The sequence below is a fragment of the Vibrio salinus genome (assembly GCF_021272385.1).
GTDB lineage: Bacteria > Pseudomonadota > Gammaproteobacteria > Enterobacterales > Vibrionaceae > Vibrio > Vibrio salinus.
This window is the reverse complement of record NZ_JAJSDZ010000010.1, coordinates 854,460-874,184: the sequence shown is the minus strand read 5'-3', so window position 1 is coordinate 874,184 and position 19,725 is coordinate 854,460. Positions and strand designations below refer to the sequence as shown.

The 19,725-nt window shown below is 40.8% G+C and carries 17 protein-coding genes; 9 read left to right on the top strand and 8 right to left on the bottom strand.

The annotated features are described in order from the left end of the window. Positions 1-7: 7 nt before the first annotated feature. Positions 8-1,567 carry a BglG family transcription antiterminator gene (locus tag LRQ06_RS17535; RefSeq protein ID WP_232768334.1) on the bottom strand — a complete coding sequence of 520 codons (1,560 nt, stop codon included), beginning with the start codon at positions 1,565-1,567 and terminating at the stop codon, positions 8-10. 488 nt (positions 1,568-2,055) lie between these two features. Here LRQ06_RS17535 and cobD point away from each other — a divergent pair, with 488 nt between their 5' ends. From cobD to LRQ06_RS17500, 7 genes are all read left to right on the top strand, one after another. Further along, positions 2,056-3,132: a threonine-phosphate decarboxylase CobD gene (gene cobD / locus LRQ06_RS17530; RefSeq protein WP_232768333.1), complete on the top strand. Its 1,077-nt coding sequence runs from the start codon at positions 2,056-2,058 to the stop codon at positions 3,130-3,132. Positions 3,133-3,135: 3 nt separating this feature from the next. Continuing rightward, complete coding sequence (locus LRQ06_RS17525; RefSeq protein WP_232768332.1) at positions 3,136-3,996, top strand: GHMP family kinase ATP-binding protein; 861 nt, start codon at positions 3,136-3,138, stop codon at positions 3,994-3,996. An 84-nt stretch (positions 3,997-4,080) separates the two neighbouring features. Further along, positions 4,081-4,275, top strand: coding sequence for a DUF1090 domain-containing protein (locus LRQ06_RS17520; protein WP_232769011.1), 195 nt, complete (start codon positions 4,081-4,083; stop codon positions 4,273-4,275). Between the two features lie 445 nt (positions 4,276-4,720). Then, on the top strand, positions 4,721-6,154 hold the full coding sequence (gene aspA / locus LRQ06_RS17515) for an aspartate ammonia-lyase (RefSeq protein WP_373054863.1): 1,434 nt from the start codon (positions 4,721-4,723) through the stop codon (positions 6,152-6,154). A 259-nt stretch (positions 6,155-6,413) separates the two neighbouring features. Continuing rightward, a complete protein-coding gene (locus LRQ06_RS17510; RefSeq protein WP_232768331.1) occupies positions 6,414-7,151 on the top strand; it encodes a FadR/GntR family transcriptional regulator in 738 nt (245 codons plus the stop codon). 70 nt (positions 7,152-7,221) lie between these two features. Further along, the gene (gene betA, locus LRQ06_RS17505; RefSeq protein WP_232768330.1) at positions 7,222-8,886 is read left to right on the top strand and encodes a choline dehydrogenase; all 1,665 of its coding nucleotides are present in this window, start codon (positions 7,222-7,224) and stop codon (positions 8,884-8,886) included. Positions 8,887-9,004: 118 nt separating this feature from the next. Further along, positions 9,005-9,619 (top strand): PGAP1-like alpha/beta domain-containing protein, encoded by a 615-nt coding sequence (locus LRQ06_RS17500; protein WP_232768329.1) that lies wholly within the window; start codon positions 9,005-9,007, stop codon positions 9,617-9,619. 84 nt (positions 9,620-9,703) lie between these two features. Here the strand turns inward: LRQ06_RS17500 and LRQ06_RS17495 are convergent, their stop codons facing one another. The 3 genes from LRQ06_RS17495 to LRQ06_RS17485 form a co-directional block, all read right to left on the bottom strand. After that, positions 9,704-11,899 (bottom strand): sensor domain-containing protein, encoded by a 2,196-nt coding sequence (locus LRQ06_RS17495; RefSeq protein ID WP_232768328.1) that lies wholly within the window; start codon positions 11,897-11,899, stop codon positions 9,704-9,706. Further along, positions 11,883-13,040: an alcohol dehydrogenase-like regulatory protein ErcA gene (gene ercA, locus LRQ06_RS17490; protein ID WP_232768327.1), complete on the bottom strand. Its 1,158-nt coding sequence runs from the start codon at positions 13,038-13,040 to the stop codon at positions 11,883-11,885. The genes LRQ06_RS17495 and ercA overlap by 17 nt, the downstream gene beginning before the upstream one ends. 175 nt (positions 13,041-13,215) lie before the next feature. After that, positions 13,216-14,337, bottom strand: coding sequence for a conjugal transfer protein TraF (locus tag LRQ06_RS17485; protein ID WP_232768326.1), 1,122 nt, complete (start codon positions 14,335-14,337; stop codon positions 13,216-13,218). Between the two features lie 141 nt (positions 14,338-14,478). Here LRQ06_RS17485 and LRQ06_RS17480 point away from each other — a divergent pair, with 141 nt between their 5' ends. Then, positions 14,479-15,666, top strand: a complete 1,188-nt coding sequence (locus LRQ06_RS17480; RefSeq protein ID WP_232768325.1) for an MFS transporter — start codon at positions 14,479-14,481, stop codon at positions 15,664-15,666. 57 nt (positions 15,667-15,723) lie between these two features. On the opposite strand, the gene LRQ06_RS17475 is transcribed toward LRQ06_RS17480, so the two are convergent. From LRQ06_RS17475 to LRQ06_RS17465, 3 genes are all read right to left on the bottom strand, one after another. Continuing rightward, on the bottom strand, positions 15,724-16,107 hold the full coding sequence (locus tag LRQ06_RS17475) for a SpoIIAA family protein (RefSeq protein ID WP_232768324.1): 384 nt from the start codon (positions 16,105-16,107) through the stop codon (positions 15,724-15,726). A 140-nt stretch (positions 16,108-16,247) separates the two neighbouring features. Next, positions 16,248-16,697: an Hsp70 family protein gene (locus LRQ06_RS17470; RefSeq protein WP_232768323.1), complete on the bottom strand. Its 450-nt coding sequence runs from the start codon at positions 16,695-16,697 to the stop codon at positions 16,248-16,250. A 91-nt stretch (positions 16,698-16,788) separates the two neighbouring features. Further along, positions 16,789-17,262, bottom strand: coding sequence for a LabA-like NYN domain-containing protein (locus LRQ06_RS17465; RefSeq protein WP_232768322.1), 474 nt, complete (start codon positions 17,260-17,262; stop codon positions 16,789-16,791). A gap of 150 nt (positions 17,263-17,412) precedes the next feature. Between LRQ06_RS17465 and LRQ06_RS17460 the strand changes: the two genes are divergently transcribed. Beyond that, complete coding sequence (locus tag LRQ06_RS17460) at positions 17,413-18,612, top strand: MalY/PatB family protein (RefSeq protein ID WP_232768321.1); 1,200 nt, start codon at positions 17,413-17,415, stop codon at positions 18,610-18,612. Positions 18,613-18,678: 66 nt separating this feature from the next. On the opposite strand, the gene LRQ06_RS17455 is transcribed toward LRQ06_RS17460, so the two are convergent. Beyond that, the gene (locus LRQ06_RS17455; protein WP_232768320.1) at positions 18,679-19,698 is read right to left on the bottom strand and encodes a substrate-binding domain-containing protein; all 1,020 of its coding nucleotides are present in this window, start codon (positions 19,696-19,698) and stop codon (positions 18,679-18,681) included. Positions 19,699-19,725 lie beyond the last annotated feature (27 nt).

The window sequence follows — 19,725 nt, the reverse complement described above, 5'->3', positions numbered from 1 at the left end:
AATAAAATCAAGATTGAGTAACAGTGTGAGCATCACTTATCTGATGCAGTTTCTCTGTGATTAGTGTTTCAGTAATACGCTGGAGATCCGCATCATTAAGAAATGCGGTAACATACACCACTGGTGTGTCAATCTCTGGCACATGAATAGTTGAGATAACAAGATCCGGTGCCATTTTCTGGTTAACACTTTGTAAATTACTGGCTGGCACTGCTGCAACGATTTCCCAATCGGGAAATGCACGTAAAATACGACTTTTCAACAAGTGCGATGTACCAATTCCGGTAGAACAGACCAGCAACACACGCTTATGCGTAATTTGCCGTTCAATAGCAGCCTGAAAATGAACGGTCAGATAACCGACTTCATCATCAGAAACTCTTTGTTGAGCACAGCGAATAAAGACATTTTCTGCCGCAATATGTGTTAAGCGATAGACATCCGCCAATTCACTTTTAATATCGTCCAGTAAAGGATTGCGGATATTAATATGATAATGAAGTCGATTAATTAATGGCCGAATATGAACGACGAGTCCATCATACAATTGTTTATCATTGCTAAGTTCAATGTTGATTAACCGTGAAAAGCTCCTCACTAAATTCGATGTAATATCACGTGCCTCATCACTAAACAGCTCGGAATGTAAAAAACTGCTACTGTGATTTTCAATGACCAAAACACCTGATGAAATAATGTATTGATAGATAAACCACACTTCATCTTCCGGTAAGGATAATGCCATGTGTTGCTCAATTTTTTCCACCATCTTACCCGCCACTAAGAATACCGGGTCCTTCAAAGGTTGTCGGGACACATGGACTGGATTATCCAGCAGATTCCCTCTGGTACGGCGGCGCATCATAATCAAAATGTGAGTAAAAATATTGATGTAGTAAGCTTCACCTAATGGATATGACAGTTCCTGTTCCATTTCCTGCAGTAGAACCTGAACAAAGTCAACTTCGTCCTCACCAAAATATTCAACCAATGCTTTATAGCTACCCGCATCCAACCGTGAATGATTCACAAGACCAGGATCCTGATAGTTAATTAACCCGTTAATCAACGCAGCCATCGCCTGCCTAACATCGTTTTCATTGCCTTGAATTCGGGTACCACTTTGGCTACGAATTAGCTGCAATCCTAGAGGAGTTATCCAGTCTTCAATAATTTTTAGGTCATTAACAACAGATGCATTACTTATATAAAAACGTTCTGACAGCTTATTGATTGACGTTTCTTTTGGCGTCTCACTCAGTAACCAAGAAACAATTTTTATCCTACGGGCATGACTCATAATGCTATCTGCATCCTCACTTTCACCATTGAGCTGCATTTCCAGTTGTAGGAAGTCAGCCGCATTTTCAGCCAACAGCAAGACACCGGCTCCCACTTTTTTATCCACCTGAACGTTCGAATCAACTAAGTAATCATTAATAATATTCAGATCACGTTGGATAGTTTTTTTCGACACACTAAATTGTTCTGCCAGATTGAATAAGGTGACATACTCCCGCTGTTGTAGCAGGAAGCGTAATAATTTATGTTGTCGTGAGGTAATCATTTTTAATTTTTACCTTTAGTTACAGAGCAATGATTAATCGTTCAATATTTCTTTTTAATAAGCGGCTTTGGTGCGAAAACTATCATCGTCAAGATAAGAAAAATTTTATAAAGACACAATACTAAATAGTGTCCATATATCAGGACAATTAACAAACACTGATAGACAAATTTTAATAGTAAGATCATGATTTATAGTATTTTATTTCAAAAAACATATTAATTATGGACAATGAAATGATAATTGGCTTTTGTCTGTACATGTGAGAACCATATCGGTTTATATTAGAGCAACAATGACAAAGAAATGCTTGTTGGGAATAGTTACTTCAGCCAGAACATCGCCACCGCTGACGATAAATCAGTTGTTCTGTACCGGACAATAACATAGGCTTACCGTCTGATAACTATGAATTTACTTCCGGGATGCCAGCCTGACCCAATGTTCAGGCTGAGATCGCCCCATGCAGCGATAGCGCAGGAGAAAGAATGATCGTAAAAAGTGGACAGCATGGGGGAAATACCCGCCAAATGGCGCAGCAGTTCCATTTAGATGAAAACAAGCTGATGGATTTCAGCGCCAATATCAACCCAAATGGGATGCCTCCTTACCTCAAAGCGATGATCATTCAACATCTGGACAAAGCCGAGCACTACCCGGACATCGACTATCACAACCTGTACCGATCGCTCGCCTCGCATTGCCGGCAAAATCCGGAAAACATCCTTGCCGGTAATGGCGCGACGGAACTTATCTATGACTGGGTAACGGCCATTTCGCCCCGTAAAGCTCTGCTGGTCGAGCCGAGTTTCGGTGAATACCGGCGAGCGTTGACTCAGGCCGGATGCGACATCAGGACACACAGTTTAAGCGAAGCGCATCAGTTTCAGGTTACCCGTGACATTCTGGATGTTCTGACCGACGACATCGACTGCCTGTTTCTGTGCACACCGAATAACCCAACAGGACAACTTATCGAACCGTCATTACTGGCCGATATCATAGACGTTTGTGAAAAACGGCATATTCACCTTATGCTTGATGAGTCATTCATGGACTTTGTTCCGGATGTCCCTTCCTCTGCTCATTCCTTAGCACGCAGTGCTTATCTCACCATTTTGCGCTCCCTCACCAAATATTTCGCAATTCCGGGGCTTCGGTTAGGTTACCTACTTTCCGGAAACACCGCCCTGATTACAAAGATGCTGACCTACCAGAAACCATGGACAATCAATACCTTTGCAGCGATTGCCGGTGAGCATATTTTTTCCGATCCAGACTACCAGCGCATCACAACACAATGGTTGCAGACGCAGCAGGCATACCTTTATGAGGCAATGAACCAAATTCCCGGTATCACAGTCTGGAAACCCTCCGCCAATTATGTTTTTTTCAAATTGAATGCGGACTCCGTTGACTTACAGAAAGCACTCTTAGCCCACCATATCCTGATTCGCAGTTGTGAAAACTACATTGGCCTGAGCCGCCACTTTTACCGGGTGGCCATTCGCTCTCCCGAAGACAATCAACATCTGGTATCGGCACTTAAACTGGTTCTGAATTAGTCAATGTACGAAGCACAATGCCCCGGTACTTGTGGTGAATTGCTACAGGGATGGATGATGGGAAGTGAAAAACTGATTTCCTGCCCGATAAACCGCTTTAGCCGAATCCGCATTGAAGACGGACGACAAGATTCCTGTTTGCCACCGCTTATTGAACAAACGATTCAGCTGACGTTACAACATTTGGGCGTTGATTTGGCGTATCGTCATACCCTCAATATTCATCATTCTTCCGATTTACCGGTTGCGAAAGGTTACGCCAGTAGCACGGCAGATATGAGTGCCACGGTAGTCGCCCTGTCCCGTTATTTCAAACACACCATAGCACCGGGAAAAATCGCCGAGCTAACAACGCGCATCGAACCAAGTGACGGTGTCATGTTTAAGGGTCTGGCTCTCTTTGAGCACACTAGCGGACACCTATATCAACAGTATACTCTGAAATCGTTTCCTTCTATTTTGGTCCTTGAGCCGGAAAGAACCGTATTAACCAGAGATTTTCATAACATCAGCAGAAAAAAGCAACTCATCACCTCGCAGCCTTCCCTGAATGAAGCACTGTCTCTATTTGAACAGGGAATTAAATCGTCTGATATCAACAAAATTGGTCATGCAACAACGGTAAGTGCTCAGGCACATCAAAAGATCTCGGCCAACCCTCTCTTCAGCCAGATAGAAAAATGCTGTGAAAACAACGATCTTCCTGGACTGTGCATTGCACACAGTGGCAGTATTATCGGGCTCATATATGAGGAAAAAAAACACAATATTGATTCCGTCCTTAGCCAGTTAAAGAAAGCTGGATGTCTCAAATACTACAACGTACACCATAAGGTAAAAATGATATCCGGAGGCATTTCCTGATTGCCTTTCTTTCGATTTATCTTCTACACTAAAAATGAAGCCATGTGGTTTTGTTTAACACATAGTGAAAGGAGGTTCGATATGATGACAATGCAGGATCGTATTGATTCACTGGAAAGACAGATATTTATCGCCTGTTCTGAAGGCGATTATCAACGGGTAAACAGACTAGAAAAACAACTGGACAACATTCGCGAACAACTTGGACATCCCCGCGAAAATGACCCTTTTGCACCAGAGGGAAGCCCATATATTGACGTTGACGATGACTGGAGATGACATCTCAAACACCTTTTTTAAGGGAGCAGCCATGCTCCCCATTTTATTTTTTCAAAAAATGCCCACCCGGTGAGCCTGAATATCACATTCAACATTATCTCTTAATAAATAGAGATTATTTAAGAATATTCCCCTATTTTTAATATAATTAAAAATTCACACATAAAAATGCAATTAAAATAAATATTATTTAAAAAGCAAACGATTAACGTGGATAATTAATAAAATTCAGCATAAAAATTTGTATATAAATGAAGATCCTACCGATATTTTACGTTAGTATATGACTTTCAGCCGGGCCTATTTCCCGACTATATGCCTAGAGAACGGGTTTCTGTAAAAACATAAATACGTCAATAACTACTAATAAAGACATTGTTATTCTCAATATATGCAAGGAACCTAAATAATGATGGCTGCGCTATCTAACGTATCAACGTCAAAAATGACAGATAAAGAAATCGCTACAACACGATTAGAGGAGGATTTATTAGGCGAGAGACTCGTTCCCAATAATGCTTATTACGGTATTCATACTTTAAGAGCAATCGAGAACTTTTCTATATCCGAGCAAAAAGTCTCTGATATACCAGAAATGGTCCGCGGTATGGTAATGATCAAAAAAGCTGCTGCGCTTGCAAACCGGAAATTAGGCGTCATACCAAGCCAGATAGCAGATTTCATTATTCAGGCATGCGATCTGATGTTGAAAACCGGCAAATGCATGGATCAGTTTCCTATAGATGCCTATCAGGGCGGAGCCGGAACTTCTGTCAATATGAATACCAATGAAGTTATCGCCAATCTGGCATTAGAGCTGATGGGAAAACAAAAGGGTGAATACCAATTTGTAAACCCAAATGATCATGTCAATAAGAGTCAATCAACTAACTGCGCATATCCGACTGGGTTCCGTATTGCTGTCTATAATAGTATCCAACAGTTAATCACCACCATTCAGTATCTTCGTGAAGGATTTGCAGAAAAAGCCGAAGAATTCGTTGATATCCTGAAAATGGGCCGCACTCAGTTACAGGATGCCGTTCCGATGACTGTCGGTCAGGAGTTTCATGCCTGGGATATTACACTTAAAGAAGAAATTAAAAACCTCGAATACATTTCGAAACTGCTTCTTGAAGTTAACTTAGGCGCAACAGCAATCGGAACAGGGCTAAATACGCCTCCGGGTTACCAAAAACTTGCAGTTGGATATCTTGCTGAAATTTCGGGGCTTAATGTAACTCCGGCTGAAGATCTTATTGAGGCGACATCCGATTGCGGTGCCTACGTCATGGCACATGGGGCACTTAAACGTTTAGCAGTAAAATTATCGAAAGTCTGCAATGACTTACGTCTGCTCTCCTCTGGCCCGCGTACCGGACTGAATGAAATCAATCTTCCTGAGTTACAGGCGGGTTCGTCCATTATGCCTGCTAAGGTTAACCCTGTCTTACCGGAAGTGGTCAATCAGGTATGTTTTAAAGTAGTTGGTAATGATACGACTGTTTCATTCGCAGCCGAAGGTGGTCAATTACAACTTAATGTCATGGAACCTGTGATTGCTCAATGTATGTTTGAATCCGTTTCGATACTGGCAAATGCTTGTAAGACCCTGAGAGATAAGTGCGTTAACGATATCACTGTTAACAAAGAAATTTGCGAAGGCTACGTATTTAATTCAATTGGTATTGTCACTTATCTAAACCCATATATTGGTCACCATCAGGGTGATATTGTTGGAAAAATCTGTGCCGAAACCGGCAGAAGTGTAAAAGAAGTGGTTCTGGAACGTGGTTTACTTTCCGAAGATCAATTGTCCGAGATCTTAAATGTAGAAAACTTCATGCGTCCAAAATACACAGCAAAACGGTTTCTTTAATATTCCTTCCTTTCCTATCTAATCATTGGACCGGCGAAAGTCGGTCTTTGTTTATCTGTCAATCTCCTGATTTCATTACTTTAGTTCAGAATATGCTCCCCCCAATACATCCCTATCACCTAATAAAGTTTGGTCATACCATTGACGTTTATTTGGTACGACCAAAGATTGCAATTTACACTGTTAATTTGTGTATATTTGATTATTACCCATAAAAAATGTTATTTTGGTATTACCATTTGGTTATGGTAAATAATTTATGAGTGATATTCAGCCAAAAACAATATTTAAACCAGCTCAGGTTGGACGAGCAAGTGAAGACATAGCCCTACAGATTGAATCGGCGATTATGTCCGAAAGACTACGACCGGGAGATGGACTGCCAAGCGAACGCGAACTGCAAAATCAATTCGGAACCGGACGCGGTGTTATCAGAGAAGCGATCCGGGCTCTGAAACAAAAAGGCTTAATTGAAATCCGAAAAGGTCAGAAAGGCGGCGCATTCGTTAAACAGATTGAAGTTAAAAATATTAGTGAATCGCTGGCTCTATTTTTGAAGCAAAGTCATGTCAGTCCTGAAAAAGTCGCCGAATTCAGAGAGTCAGTCGATCATCAAATTGCTTTTTTTGCTATGACTCGGGCAACAGACACTCAGAAAGAAAGGCTTTCCGGGCTAATTGAAGAACTTGAAAAAGAAGCATTATCTGAAAACCGGGATCTGCATCACTTGGGTGAGATAGACCGGGCTCTGAATATCCATATAGCCAAAATGACGAATAATCCTATTTTTGAGTGGGTAATGAATGCTCTACAGCAAGGCTTTAGCTCACATGACTACGCTCTGTATGAAAATGACGATTTTTGTCACGACACAGTCAATAACTGGAAGATAACCGTAAACCATTTATTAAATCAGGAACCACTAAAAGTACAGGCATCAATCAGTTACCACTACCAGTTACTGACACAATGCATCAATAAGAATACATCGAAATAAAATATTTCGCTGCATAGAAAATTTAATCGGAGCCTTTGCTCGCTAAAAAATCCTAATTATGGAGGCAACAATGGGAACTCAAACTTACGACTATATCATTGTCGGGGCAGGTGCTGCCGGCTGTGTACTGGCTAACCGGTTAAGCGCAAACCCGGAAAATAAAGTATTGGTATTAGAAGCCGGTAAACCAGACTACCGGTTTGATTTTCGAATCCACATGCCAGCGGCTCTGACTTATCTGTTAACTGACGGCACCTATAACTGGTTATATGAATCAGAACCGGAACCATTTATGCACAACCGGAAAATTGCTCATCCCCGGGGCAAAGTTCTGGGAGGAAGCAGTAGTATCAACGGTATGATCTACATTCGCGGCAACGCAATGGATTATGAAAAATGGGCCGGAAATGAAGGTCTGGAAAAATGGGATTACTCTCATTGTTTACCCTATTTCAGAAAATGTGAAACCCGCCTGATCGGAGCGGATAAATACCACGGGTCAAATGGACCTCTAAAAGTGACCACTGCAAAATGTGATAATCCCCTCTTTCAAGCATTTTTTGACGCAGCAGAGGAAGCCGGTTATCCACTGACGGATGACGTTAATGGTTATCAGCAGGAAGGTTTTGGCATCTTTGACCAAAATATTTACCGGGGACGCCGGATGAGTGCAGCCCGGGCCTGGCTGCATCCTGTCATGCATCGCAAGAATCTGAAAGTTCTCACCGGAGCCACAACACAGAAAGTCCTGTTTGAGGGTAAAAATGCCATCGGCGTGGAATATAAAAGACGCGGCAAAGTCATTAATGCCTATGCAAAAGAAATTATTTCCTGTGGTGGTGCAATTAACTCACCTAAACTTCTTCAGCATTCAGGTATCGGTAATGCAGAGGAATTAAAAGCGGCCGGAATAACACCGGTTCATAATCTGCCGGGTGTGGGTGAAAATCTACAGGATCATCTGGAATTATATGTTCAGTACGAGTGTAAAGAGCCTGTTAGCAAGTATCCGGCATTAAAATGGTATAACCAGCCCAAAATTGGTCTGGAATGGCTATTTTTACGTAAAGGTGAAGCTGCAACCAACCATTTCGAAGCCGGTGGTTTTGCTCGTAGCAATGATGAAGTCCAATATCCTAACCTACAGTTCCACTTTTTGCCTTTGGCAATTCGTTACGATGGCTCATCTCCTCATGATGGACATGGTTTCCAGCTTCACGTCGGTCCGATGAACACAGATGTCCGTGGACATGTTAAAGTGCGCTCAAACAATCCTGATGAAAAACCGGAGATTCTGTTTAATTATCTGTCGACAGAGCAGGAACGACGGGAATGGGTAGAAGCTATCCGGGTCTCCCGCAGAATTATTGAACAACCCGCATTCGACCATTTACGCGGTAAAGAGCTGTCACCGGGAACCTCAGCGCAGACAGATGAAGAAATACTCGACTTCGTCGCCCGGGAAGGTGAAAGTGCTTACCACCCGAGCTGTACCTGTAAGATGGGCTACGATGAGATGGCCGTCGTTGATGCCGACCTGAAGGTTCATGGTGTTAACAATTTACGGGTTGTCGATGCATCCATATTTCCATCCATCACAAACGGAAATCTGTATGCTCCGACGATCATGGTAGCAGAAAAAGCAGCCGACATTATCCTTGATAATTATATGGAACCAGCACGTGATGCTGAGTATTACAAATACGTTCCAAAGACAGAACATGTATCTGAGTAACGCTCAGTAACGTCAATTTAATGAAAAAATCGCCGGTAGAGAAAATCACCGGCTTTTTTTTAATCAACTTAATGATAACATCATAATATCCTAATATGTTGATCCCTAAGAGGAGTTTATGAAAAAGACAGTTATCATTGTCCATGGGTTATATATGAATGCGTTAATGATGAAGTGGTTAGAAAACCGCCTTCGACGTATGGGTTATAACACCCGCAATTTCAATTACACAACCCGAAACTACTCTCCCCTTACCCTGCACAAACTTCACCAGTTTCGTAAAGACATAAAAGATGAAGAACTTTTGTTCCTCGGCCACTCAATGGGTGGACTGGTCATTCATCAATATCTTACGTATTACAACATCACCAACAAAGAAATCAAAATCGTCACTCTGGGTACACCATTTAACGGCAGCACTCTGGCACGTCTAATGTCAGATAAGATGTATTCTTCCTGGCTATTCGGGAAAGAATCGACTGAAGATATACTGACTTCCGGAATCATAAGAAGATCTAATATCAATACAGGTTGTATCATTGGCACACGAAATTACGGATTAGGAAGAATTTTTAACAAACTGCAGGATGGCGACGGTACCGTTACCTATAAAGATGCTCATGCGAACTGGGCTACTGACGAAACGTTCGTTCGGTCATCTCATATGGGGCTACTGATGTCTCCAAAAGTCATAAAACTTACGGATCGCTTTTTTAAATTCAGCCATTTCTGATGTCACCCACTTTGATTTCACATTTTTATTTTATCCACTACAGAAAACAGTGCTGTCAAGCGGTTTTAAATTTAGTATAAAAAACTACTTTGATTCAGTACAGCAGGAGTGGATATAGTCAATAAATGCCTCTCCTGACATGGGCTTAGAAATGTAATATCCCTGAGCTTCATCACATCTATACAACTTCAATAATTCTAAAATTTCTTTACTTTCTATGCCTTCTGCAATTGTCTTCAATCCAAGATTTTTTGCCATTTGAATAATAGTACGAACAATTACAGCATCATCCTGATTTTCATTTAAATCACGGACAAATGCCTGATCAATTTTTAATTTATCAACGGCAAACCGTTTCAAATAAGCAAGGCTGGAATAACCTGTACCAAAGTCATCAATTGACAGTTTACATCCCATCAACTGCAGGCGTTTAACCTTAGCTAACACATTTTCAGCATCACGGATAATAATTGATTCAGTCAGTTCCAACTCCAGCATTTCCGGACTGATATCGGCCTGTTTAATGGCCTGATAAGCCGTTTTTTCAATGTCTCCATGAGTAAACTGAATGGCTGATAGATTAACGGCAATAACTGGATTAATAAGTCCATTTTTCTGCCATTTTTTAACTTCCTTACAAGCTTCCTGAATAACCCATTCACCAATAGGAATTATCATGCCTGTATTTTCAGCAACCGGGATAAATTTATTGGGGGAAATCATGCCAAATTCAGGATGATTCCAACGGATCAATGCTTCACCACCAAGTAGGCGTTCTGTATTAATATCAATCTGCGGTTGATAATGCAGTTGAAACTGCCCAAATTCCAAAGCCTTGTGAAGGCCAAACGCTATCATTAATGTTTCTTCAGCCACTTTATTCATTTCAGAACTAAAAAAACAATAGGTATTCCGCCCCGCATCTTTTGCCTGATACATTGCGATGTTTGCTTTATTCAGAAGGGTCTCAAAATCCTCACCATCATGAGGAAAAGAAGAGATACCAAGAGAACAGGAAAGCGTCAACTCCTGACCACCAATCTTAAAATCTTCTCGGAATATAGAAAAAATCTGACTTAACACCGGAAGACAACTTTCCTTATCGGTCAAACAGCCCAAAACGACCAGAAATTCGTCACCGCTATGTCTACATACGATTCCCTGTTCTCCTACACTCTTTTGAAGGCGTTTTGCCACTTTTTTTAACAAATCATTACCACAGTTATAACCAATTACGTCATTAACATTTTTGAATCGGTCAAGGTCTAGATTAAGCAATGTCGCAACTTTATTTTCTTTACGGCACTGATTAATAATATGATTAAGCTGGTCTTCAAGAAAACGTAGGTTTGGTAACCCGGTTAAGGTGTCGTGTTGTGACAAAAATCGAGCTTTTTCCTCAATAAGCATATGCTCATGGATATCATTAAATATCCAGACACTGCTATTCTGAGGATTAGAAGGATCAATCGCATTTCCCGTCAGTTGACACCACATGTGTTCACCACCTAATTTTGCCAACTTAATGGTGCCGGTATAAGTTTTTCCAGAGGCAAGAGCCTGATAGGCCTCCTGTCCGAAATCATTAAATGCCTCATCACTCTCGTAAAGTATACGGGTTGAACATCCCACTATACTCTCTTCCCGATAGCCAAGCATTTCTTCCAGTTTCTTATTACAGGACACGATAATTCTGTCTTTTATCCACGCCAGTCCAACCAAAGCATTATCCAGCAGGGCTTCTTTTTCTTTAATCAGACTATTCAAAACTTCTTCATGCTGTTTTCGGTCAGTAATATTTCTACCAACCACCGTCATGTAATACTCACCTTCAACCCTTGCCTGTCGGCTCGACAATTCAAGCCACTGACGTGAAAACTTACCACTATCTTTTAGGTCATCTTTCTCATCATAATGAACCTCACATGTGACATTGTCTCTTTCAGTTTCCAACAATAAGTTTTTCAATCTCGACAACACAACCTGAACCACATTGTTGTGGTGTTCTTCCAATATAACATCAATAGGCTTACCAACTAACGTATCTTCGTCGAGATTTAATAATGTTAATGTCGCTTTGTTAACGTCACAGATTTCCTGGTTCTGTATATTAATCAATAGAACAAAATCAGAAGTAAATTCAAGTAACGCTCTGAACCGTTCAATTCTCTCCACATTTCTCTTCAGTTGTGGATAATAATTTTTCCTGACCGAACGTTCTCCAAGACCGATAGTCTGTCGGCGTTGATTTGCCCATTTATCATCACATTGCTTCGCCATACAGAGCCTTAATATCTCCTATCGTCGCATAACGTGGATTGGTAACAAGACAGGCATCATTAAACGCATGCGACGCCAGAAATGGAATATCAGAAGAATTCACACCAACAAGAGAAAGCTTGCTTACAATTCCCACTCTCTTGCGTAACTCATTAATCATTGATGTAATGTGTTTAGAACACTCAGATGAAGTCATCCCTTTCGTATTTAACCCAAGAGCTTCTGCAATCTGATGATAACGCCCCCCTGCATTCGGCATGTTAAAACGAATAATATGATCTAAGAGGAGTGCATTACACTCGCCATGAGGTAACCCCAAGTATCCCCCCAAAGAATGAGCCATTGCATGTACAGCACCAAGACTGGCATTCGAAAACGCCAAACCGGCTTGCAAGCTTCCTAACAACATATTCTCCCGGGCTTCTATTTTGGTTGGGTTTACTACGGCAGTTTCAATATTGTCCCAGATAAGTTTCATTGCAGTGAGAGCATGAATATCAACAATTGGCGAACTGGCTGTAGAGACATAAGCTTCAATGGCATGGGTCAAAGCATCGATTCCTGTACAGGCTGTTAAGTGCTTGTCCAATGTCACCGTTGTTTCCGGGTCAATCAATGCAACATCGGGAACCACCGTTTTGCTTATAATTGAAGCTTTATACTTTTCTTCTGTATTCAAAATAATACAGAACTGAGATATGTCCGCAGAGGTTCCGGCAGTAGTTGGTATACATATCAACGGAGGTCCTGGAAGATCAACAGCATCAACACCTTCAAAATCGAGAATGTGCCGGCCATTAGTAATCACAATACCAATGGCTTTCGCACAATCTATGACACTGCCACCTCCAACGGCAACGATGACATCACACTCATGTTCAGTATAAAAATCAACACCACACATCACTTCATGATCTTTTGGATTAGGTGTCAGACTGGTAAAAACAACGGATTCAATTCCCATGTCTGACAAATCACGTTCAGCGGCGGCCACCCATCCAGCATTCAATACCCCCGGGTCGCTCACGATTAGAACCCGTTTTGCTGCCATATTCCGGGCATAATGCCCAACCTTGTGTCTTGCTCCCACACCAAATATAAATTCCGGAGCCACAAATTTTCTCATTTCATATAGCGCCATACATCCCCACAAAAAATATAAATCAAAGTTCTGGTATACAATTTGGTATGTAAACTAATACTGCTATCAATAAGTTTAGCTGAGTTTTCCTTTACTGCATGTAAGGGGAAGCATAATAGGAATGTGCTGGTAAAAGGCACCGCCGATAAAAATCGCGCGGCGCCACCAGCAATATTTAGAAGGTAAAAGCCAGATTCGCGGCTGCGCCAAGCTGGTGTTCATCTGCCCCACTGATCGAGATATCAAAACTCACCACATCTCCCGGACTGATACCGAGACCGAGTGTCACATTGTTATCAATCGAGTTTTCCATATCGATTTCATAACCCGCCCGAAGTTGTGCCCAGCCCCAGGCATTCCCCTCCACACCAAAACGGAGGAACTGAGTATCATCATCACTGCCACTAAACCGTTCTTGCTTGGTTGCATCAACATCGATAGCAGCGGTAAAGAAATCGGTAACATACGATCCTGATAACGTAACCTGCGTGTCCAGCTTATAGCTGTTTGCGTTACTTTGAGTTTTAAGCGTCTGACTGAATAAATCCTTAACGGCTAAACCAACCCGAAATTCATTCATTAGCCATACAGCTCCAAGATCAAGGTTCGCTCTGTTTTTCTTAACTTCACTTTTGTCATAATCATCCAGATCATAATTCTCTACGTTGGCAGTATCTTCATAAGTTTTCATCTGCTGGAATTTCGGGCTGATTCCCAATGAAAACTCCTGGCCGCTATACGCAAAGCGTTTTGCCAGAGCCACACCAAGTTCACTGTATCCAAATGCAACTACACTAATAGAAGAATTTTGATAACGGGTAGCCGTTACACCGGAACTGGAAATATTTGTTGATGCCTCTACCTCCGCAAACCCACGCCCAAAGACATTCACCGAAATTGTTTCATTTGGAATTGCAAACGCCATCCCAATACCGGCATTGGCATTTAGAGGTTCATTATTGGCAAGATCATCCAAATAACTGTTAATATGGCTCTCATTGCCGGCTCCGTTTTCAAAAGCAGAAATGGCGTCCTGCAGATCATCAACGGTATTTAATGTATCGTCTTTGTCTCGAACATTAATATTAGCCGCAGGAAGTAATAAACCGAAATCATCTTGCTTTCGGTAAACTGCCACCAACGCCGGATTGTAAAATGGCGCAAGTAAGTAGTCTGCCGATGACACACCGGTATTACCCATACCGCCCCCCCGGGCATCTGATACCCAATTCGCCGCAAATACGGGCATGGATAACGCTGTAGAAATGGCCACTGCTGATATTGTAAGTTTTTTCATTATATTGTCCTTATGTACCTACGAACCTTTTAAGCTTAGCAGATAAAACAAAGACAACGACAAAGAGCTATCCTCCATTTTTGCAATGACATACTCCCTTTTTAAAGCGTATGATAGAGGGCTTATTGATGGAGAAATTGTATGTTGAAATCACCGGAAACGTCGACCTGGCGTAATCCAACCACCTTTTTAATTATGGTATCCATTGTTGTTCCAATTGCTTTTTCAAGCTGGATGGCTTTATTAAATAATTTTGCAATTGAAAAAGCCGGGTTTACCGGTGCCGATATGGGATTACTCCAAAGTGTGAGAGAAATTCCCGGCTTTCTTGCCTTTACGGCGATTTTCATCCTTATGTTTATAAGAGAACAACGGTTTCTGCTTATTTCTCTGGCAATGCTGAGTCTGGGCACAGCAATTACCGGATTCTTTCCTTCTCTGTTCGGTTTATTATTCACAACACTTCTAATGTCTTCAGGGTTTCACTACTTTGAAACATTAAAACAATCCCTGTCGTTACAATGGTTGAATAAAGATGAAGCTCCAGAAATGCTGGGGAAAATGCTTTCAATCGGGGCTTTTGCCTCTCTGATTACTTACGGTGTATTGTGGGTGCTACTGGATTTAATAAAACTGGACTATAAGTGGATTTATCTGGTCACCGGCGGAACCGGCTTCTGTATTGTTATTGTTCTTGCTTTTATCTTTCCTGAGTTTTCATCAAAGACCCCTCAAAATAAAAAATTAATCCTGCGTAAGCGCTATTGGCTCTATTACGCGTTAACATTTCTCAGTGGAGCCCGCAGACAGATTTTCACCGTTTTTGCCGGTTTTCTTATGGTAGAAAAATTCGGCTATTCCGCTTCAGATATTACTCTGCTCTTTCTGGTTAACTATGTCTTTAATTTTCTATTTGCTAAAAAAATTGGAAAACTGATTGGCTCAATCGGAGAACGAAAAGTTCTCATGTTTGAATATACCGGGCTGACCCTTATTTTCCTTAGCTACGGGATCGTCACAAATGCTCATATTGCCGCCGGTTTGTATATTATCGACCACTTGTTCTTCGCTTTGGCACTGGCGATTAAAACCTATTTCCAGAAAATAGCCGACCCGGCAGATATGGCATCCACAGCCGGAGTTTCCTTCACAATTAACCACATTGCAGCCATTGTCATTCCGGTAACATTTGGCTTAATCTGGATGTATTCACCTCCAACGGTCTTTTTCCTGGGTGCCGGCATTGCCGTTATTTCTCTGCTCTTATCGTTCAATATTCCTCTACAGCCCCAGAACGGCAACGAAACCGTATTAGGAGCTGTAAAATAGACGATAATAAAAGCCATTAGACGAAAATCAGCTTTATAACAACTTAATTACGGAATATCAGTCAGTTAACCAAATAATAGCTGACTGATAATTATGGAAAGACTTAGTTTCACCACTGATAAACCAATCCATCACTTTTACGGCCCCATCCTGCCAGTTTTTATGTCCGAAGAGCGCAATTCTGTCAAATTTTGCATTGTATTTGACACCCAGTTTAAAATCGTCCCAGGCAGCCCGAATTTCCCACCCATCAAAATCTTCCAAATCGACTAACATTCGGACACCTTTTCCCTGAAACTTTTCTACTGCACTATCAAATAAAGGTGTAATTTCCTGATAATCCTCGTGCGTTAGTTTCCCTTTTAATGTTAATAACATAACTAATGTATCGTCAAAACGTTCCATGCCAATTGAAGCGATGTGTCTTTTATTCTCAGTCATTACCTTACCCTCCGCATATGCAAAGTGTTTATAGTAAGGATATGTCACTACGCAGGTAAAAGTGTGACACACATTCAGAAGCTGAATGTCTTATCGACTACATAACGTAGAATAGTTTAGCGCTTATTATTAAACACAACTTATCGGGTCACTTTCGTAATTTTAATATTAGACAGGCCATGAATGTCTTTGGCTGATAACCACAAATTTCCGTTTGAAGCACCAAAAACGACATCAAGTGTTGTTCTTCCATTTTCTGCAGGGACTAAACCCGATATACGGTAAGTCCCGAGATATGTCCCATCTTTGACTTCTTTCGACTTGCCACGAACCAATTTAATACTCATATCAATTTGCTGCTCGTCAGCCGTACTGAAAACCTGATTTTGTTCGCAGGGAAGCTCACACCCCATAAAAATGATAGGATTAAGCGTTCCACCCCACATTTCGATACCAACATCTTCCGATAGTGCCTTTCCCTGAGTCACCGGAGAATTTTTTTCAATAATCACACGTGCTTCATCACCAGCCACCGAAGAAAAAGCAAAAAAAGAAACCAGAAGTAGAAGATATTTCAATTTAACAGCCAACAATACTTTCCCTCAGCAATATTCTTTATGTCAAACATCTTTCGACACAATCTCATGTGCATATAAGTACAATAGTTTTACTACCAGCTCATTAAAGAAGTAACGTTTTGTCAATTGGATGAAAATGACCGGCAGAATTGATCAAGGACGCAGATGTTAACTGAGGCACACCGTAAACTTCCGTTTTCACACCATATTTTTCAGACAGTGTATCAAGAAGAATACTGAAATCACCATCCCCTGACACTAATATAACTGTATCAGCTTCCTTACCACACTCTAAGGCATCAATGGTAATTCCTACGTCCCAATCCCCTTTTGCCGTTCCGTCAGAGCGTTGGATAAAAGGTTTCAATTTAACTTCAAAACCGATCGCTCTTAGAATATTCTGAAACTGCCTTTGCTTTTCATCTCCACGATCAATGGCATAAGCAAACGCATTAACAACTTCCCTGTTTTCAGTCACCAGCCTCCAGAACGCATTGTAATCAAAATTATGCTGATATGCTTCTCTGGCGGTGTAATACACATTTTGCACATCGACTAAAATAACTATTTTTTCCATGAATACCGAAACCATAACGACCAGAAAACCAGAATAACACAATTCAGCAGCCACAGACTATTTCAGGCTGCCACAGAAATATTTAAGAAATAACAAGTATATGTTAGCTTGTAGTGATAAGTACATAATACGAATAGGGATATGGAGATAATGTATAATTTCGATGAAATCATTAACCGTAACAATACTAACAGCCTGAGTGTCGATGGATGGAGACAGTCTATTCTCGGTAACGATGACGAAATGGTAGAAAATGAAGAAGATCTGCTGCGCTTCTGGATTGCCGATATGGATTTTGCAACACCACCGGAAATCAGAGAAGCAATAAAAAGACGTTTAGACGACAAAATTCTTGGTTATACAGAAACTTATGATCCAGAGTATTACATAACACTTTATAAATGGTTTAAACGTCGCTACAACGTCACAATAAATACCAACAATATCGTTTTTTCTCCCGGAGTCGTGCCTGCATTAAATCGTTTGGTGCCATTATTAACTCAACCGAACGAAAATATTTTAATTGCTACTCCCTCTTATACCCCATTCAAAAAGGCCGGAGACAACAACTGCCGAAAAGTTTTTACTTCAAAATTAAAAAATACTGATGGTTACTACATAAATGATTTTGAAGATATTGAACGGCAACTCTCTGATCCTGACAAAAACATTAAACTTTTCATTCTTTGTAACCCACACAATCCTACCGGACGGGTATGGACAAAAGAAGAGTTACAACAACTGATAAAATTGTGTTTCAGGTACGATGTATGGGTTATTGCCGATGAAATCCACTGCGACTTACTGCGTCAGGATGAAATCTTCACCTCGGTATTATCGCTCTACCCGGATCACCCCAAAATTATCACCTGCACTGCACCAAGTAAGACTTTTAATATGGCCGGCTGCTTAATTTCACACGTTTATATCCCGAATGATGTTATTAGGAAACAATGGATAGAAAAGCATTCTGAGATTCTGTCGCCACTTAGCATTGCTGGAACTCAGGCTGCTTATACGCATTGCGATAACTGGCTAGATCAACTTAAAATTTATTTAGATGCGAATTTTAGCTTTTTACAAAATTACCTGAGAACCCATCTTCCTTTGGCTAAATTCGAAATTCCTCAGTCGACATATTTGGCGTGGATTGATCTGTCTGAATATTTAAAGAACACACCTCATATGAACAGAACCGGAGCCTATTTGGCTAAGCAATGTGGTGTGCTTGTTGAGGGAGGAGATATGTTCGTAGATAATGGTGACGGATTTATCCGAATGAATATCGCTTGCCCACGAAGTCTGTTACATAAAGGGTTAGCGAGAATAACCAAAACATTAAGTAACTAAGTTTAATCGTTCTGGTATCATACGCTCTAAAATTATCTAGCCAGATCATTAGTTAAAAAAGATATTTCAATAATCCCAATTACGACAAATGAGATCTGGCTGGATAACTTCATTTTGCATATTTTTATAATCATAATGCCCGCTTAACTGAGCCATCATCATCTGCAATGCATGCTCAGCAACTTTTTCGCTATTCTGTTTTATACACAAAATCTTATTTGGTAAAAAACCCAGCATAGAATGATCATCAAAAGTCGCAAAAATAATTTGACTTGGAATACGTGTATGTTTTTCCCGTAGATATAACAGAGCACCTTCCAAAATTGGTAACGATGAAAAAACCAGCGCAGCCGGTAAATGCTCTCCAATTTGTTGGTGTAACTTCTCCATCGCTAAATATCCGTATTCTTTAGTATTCAGGGGAACATCGAATCCCCAGAGAAACGAGGGGGCCCTGTCATGATTTCGATAAGCTTCCCAAAAACCCTGTACACGCTGATGAATAGATGGTAAATCTGGGTCTCCATATAAGAAATAAATATCTTCTTTACATACCTCAAGTAATTTATTAATCATCATAAAACTTCCCTTAAAATTATCGGAAGTCACAGAAGGAAAAGAATTTTCACCAAAATCACGGTCAAGAAAAACCAGTGGTTTCTTTTTTACTTCTGTTTGGATTAACTTCTGTCGTTCTGATGTTGTCGAAACGATAAACATACCATCAACACCTCGGCCTAATAAAACATCAGTCAGTTCCTTTTCCCGTGCCGGATCACTCTTGCTGGAAACTGTAATAAGTTGATATCCATGCCCCTGACATAAGTCGCCCAAATGTTCAGCCATTTGTATAAAATATGGGTTACTAAGGTTGGGCAAAACAAGTCCCAATGTTTCACTTTTTTTAAGTCTTAAACTTCTTGCGGCCTGATTAACCCGACAACCATGTTCGGCAATATAACATTCAATTCTTGATTGTGTTTTTTTTGCGATACGATATTTTCTTGCTTTACCATTAATTACTAACTTAACAGTAGTAACAGACACACCCAGATCAGACGCGATTTCATCGATAGTTTTACTCATAACTTGATTTATTAAGATCCTGCAAAG

Coding starts and splice junctions, on each gene's coding strand:
- LRQ06_RS17480 (WP_232768325.1), top strand. CDS start 14,479: ATGTTGAAATCACCGGAAACGTCGACCTGGCGTAATCCAACCACCTTT.
- LRQ06_RS17520 (WP_232769011.1), top strand. CDS start 4,081: ATGACAATGCAGGATCGTATTGATTCACTGGAAAGACAGATATTTATC.
- ercA (WP_232768327.1), bottom strand. CDS start 13,040: ATGGCGCTATATGAAATGAGAAAATTTGTGGCTCCGGAATTTATATTT.
- LRQ06_RS17510 (WP_232768331.1), top strand. CDS start 6,414: ATGAGTGATATTCAGCCAAAAACAATATTTAAACCAGCTCAGGTTGGA.
- LRQ06_RS17460 (WP_232768321.1), top strand. CDS start 17,413: ATGTATAATTTCGATGAAATCATTAACCGTAACAATACTAACAGCCTG.
- LRQ06_RS17495 (WP_232768328.1), bottom strand. CDS start 11,899: ATGGCGAAGCAATGTGATGATAAATGGGCAAATCAACGCCGACAGACT.
- LRQ06_RS17465 (WP_232768322.1), bottom strand. CDS start 17,262: ATGGAAAAAATAGTTATTTTAGTCGATGTGCAAAATGTGTATTACACC.
- LRQ06_RS17500 (WP_232768329.1), top strand. CDS start 9,005: ATGAAAAAGACAGTTATCATTGTCCATGGGTTATATATGAATGCGTTA.
- cobD (WP_232768333.1), top strand. CDS start 2,056: ATGATCGTAAAAAGTGGACAGCATGGGGGAAATACCCGCCAAATGGCG.
- LRQ06_RS17525 (WP_232768332.1), top strand. CDS start 3,136: ATGTACGAAGCACAATGCCCCGGTACTTGTGGTGAATTGCTACAGGGA.
- LRQ06_RS17485 (WP_232768326.1), bottom strand. CDS start 14,337: ATGAAAAAACTTACAATATCAGCAGTGGCCATTTCTACAGCGTTATCC.
- LRQ06_RS17455 (WP_232768320.1), bottom strand. CDS start 19,698: ATGAGTAAAACTATCGATGAAATCGCGTCTGATCTGGGTGTGTCTGTT.
- LRQ06_RS17535 (WP_232768334.1), bottom strand. CDS start 1,567: ATGATTACCTCACGACAACATAAATTATTACGCTTCCTGCTACAACAG.
- aspA (WP_373054863.1), top strand. CDS start 4,721: ATGACAGATAAAGAAATCGCTACAACACGATTAGAGGAGGATTTATTA.
- LRQ06_RS17475 (WP_232768324.1), bottom strand. CDS start 16,107: ATGACTGAGAATAAAAGACACATCGCTTCAATTGGCATGGAACGTTTT.
- betA (WP_232768330.1), top strand. CDS start 7,222: ATGGGAACTCAAACTTACGACTATATCATTGTCGGGGCAGGTGCTGCC.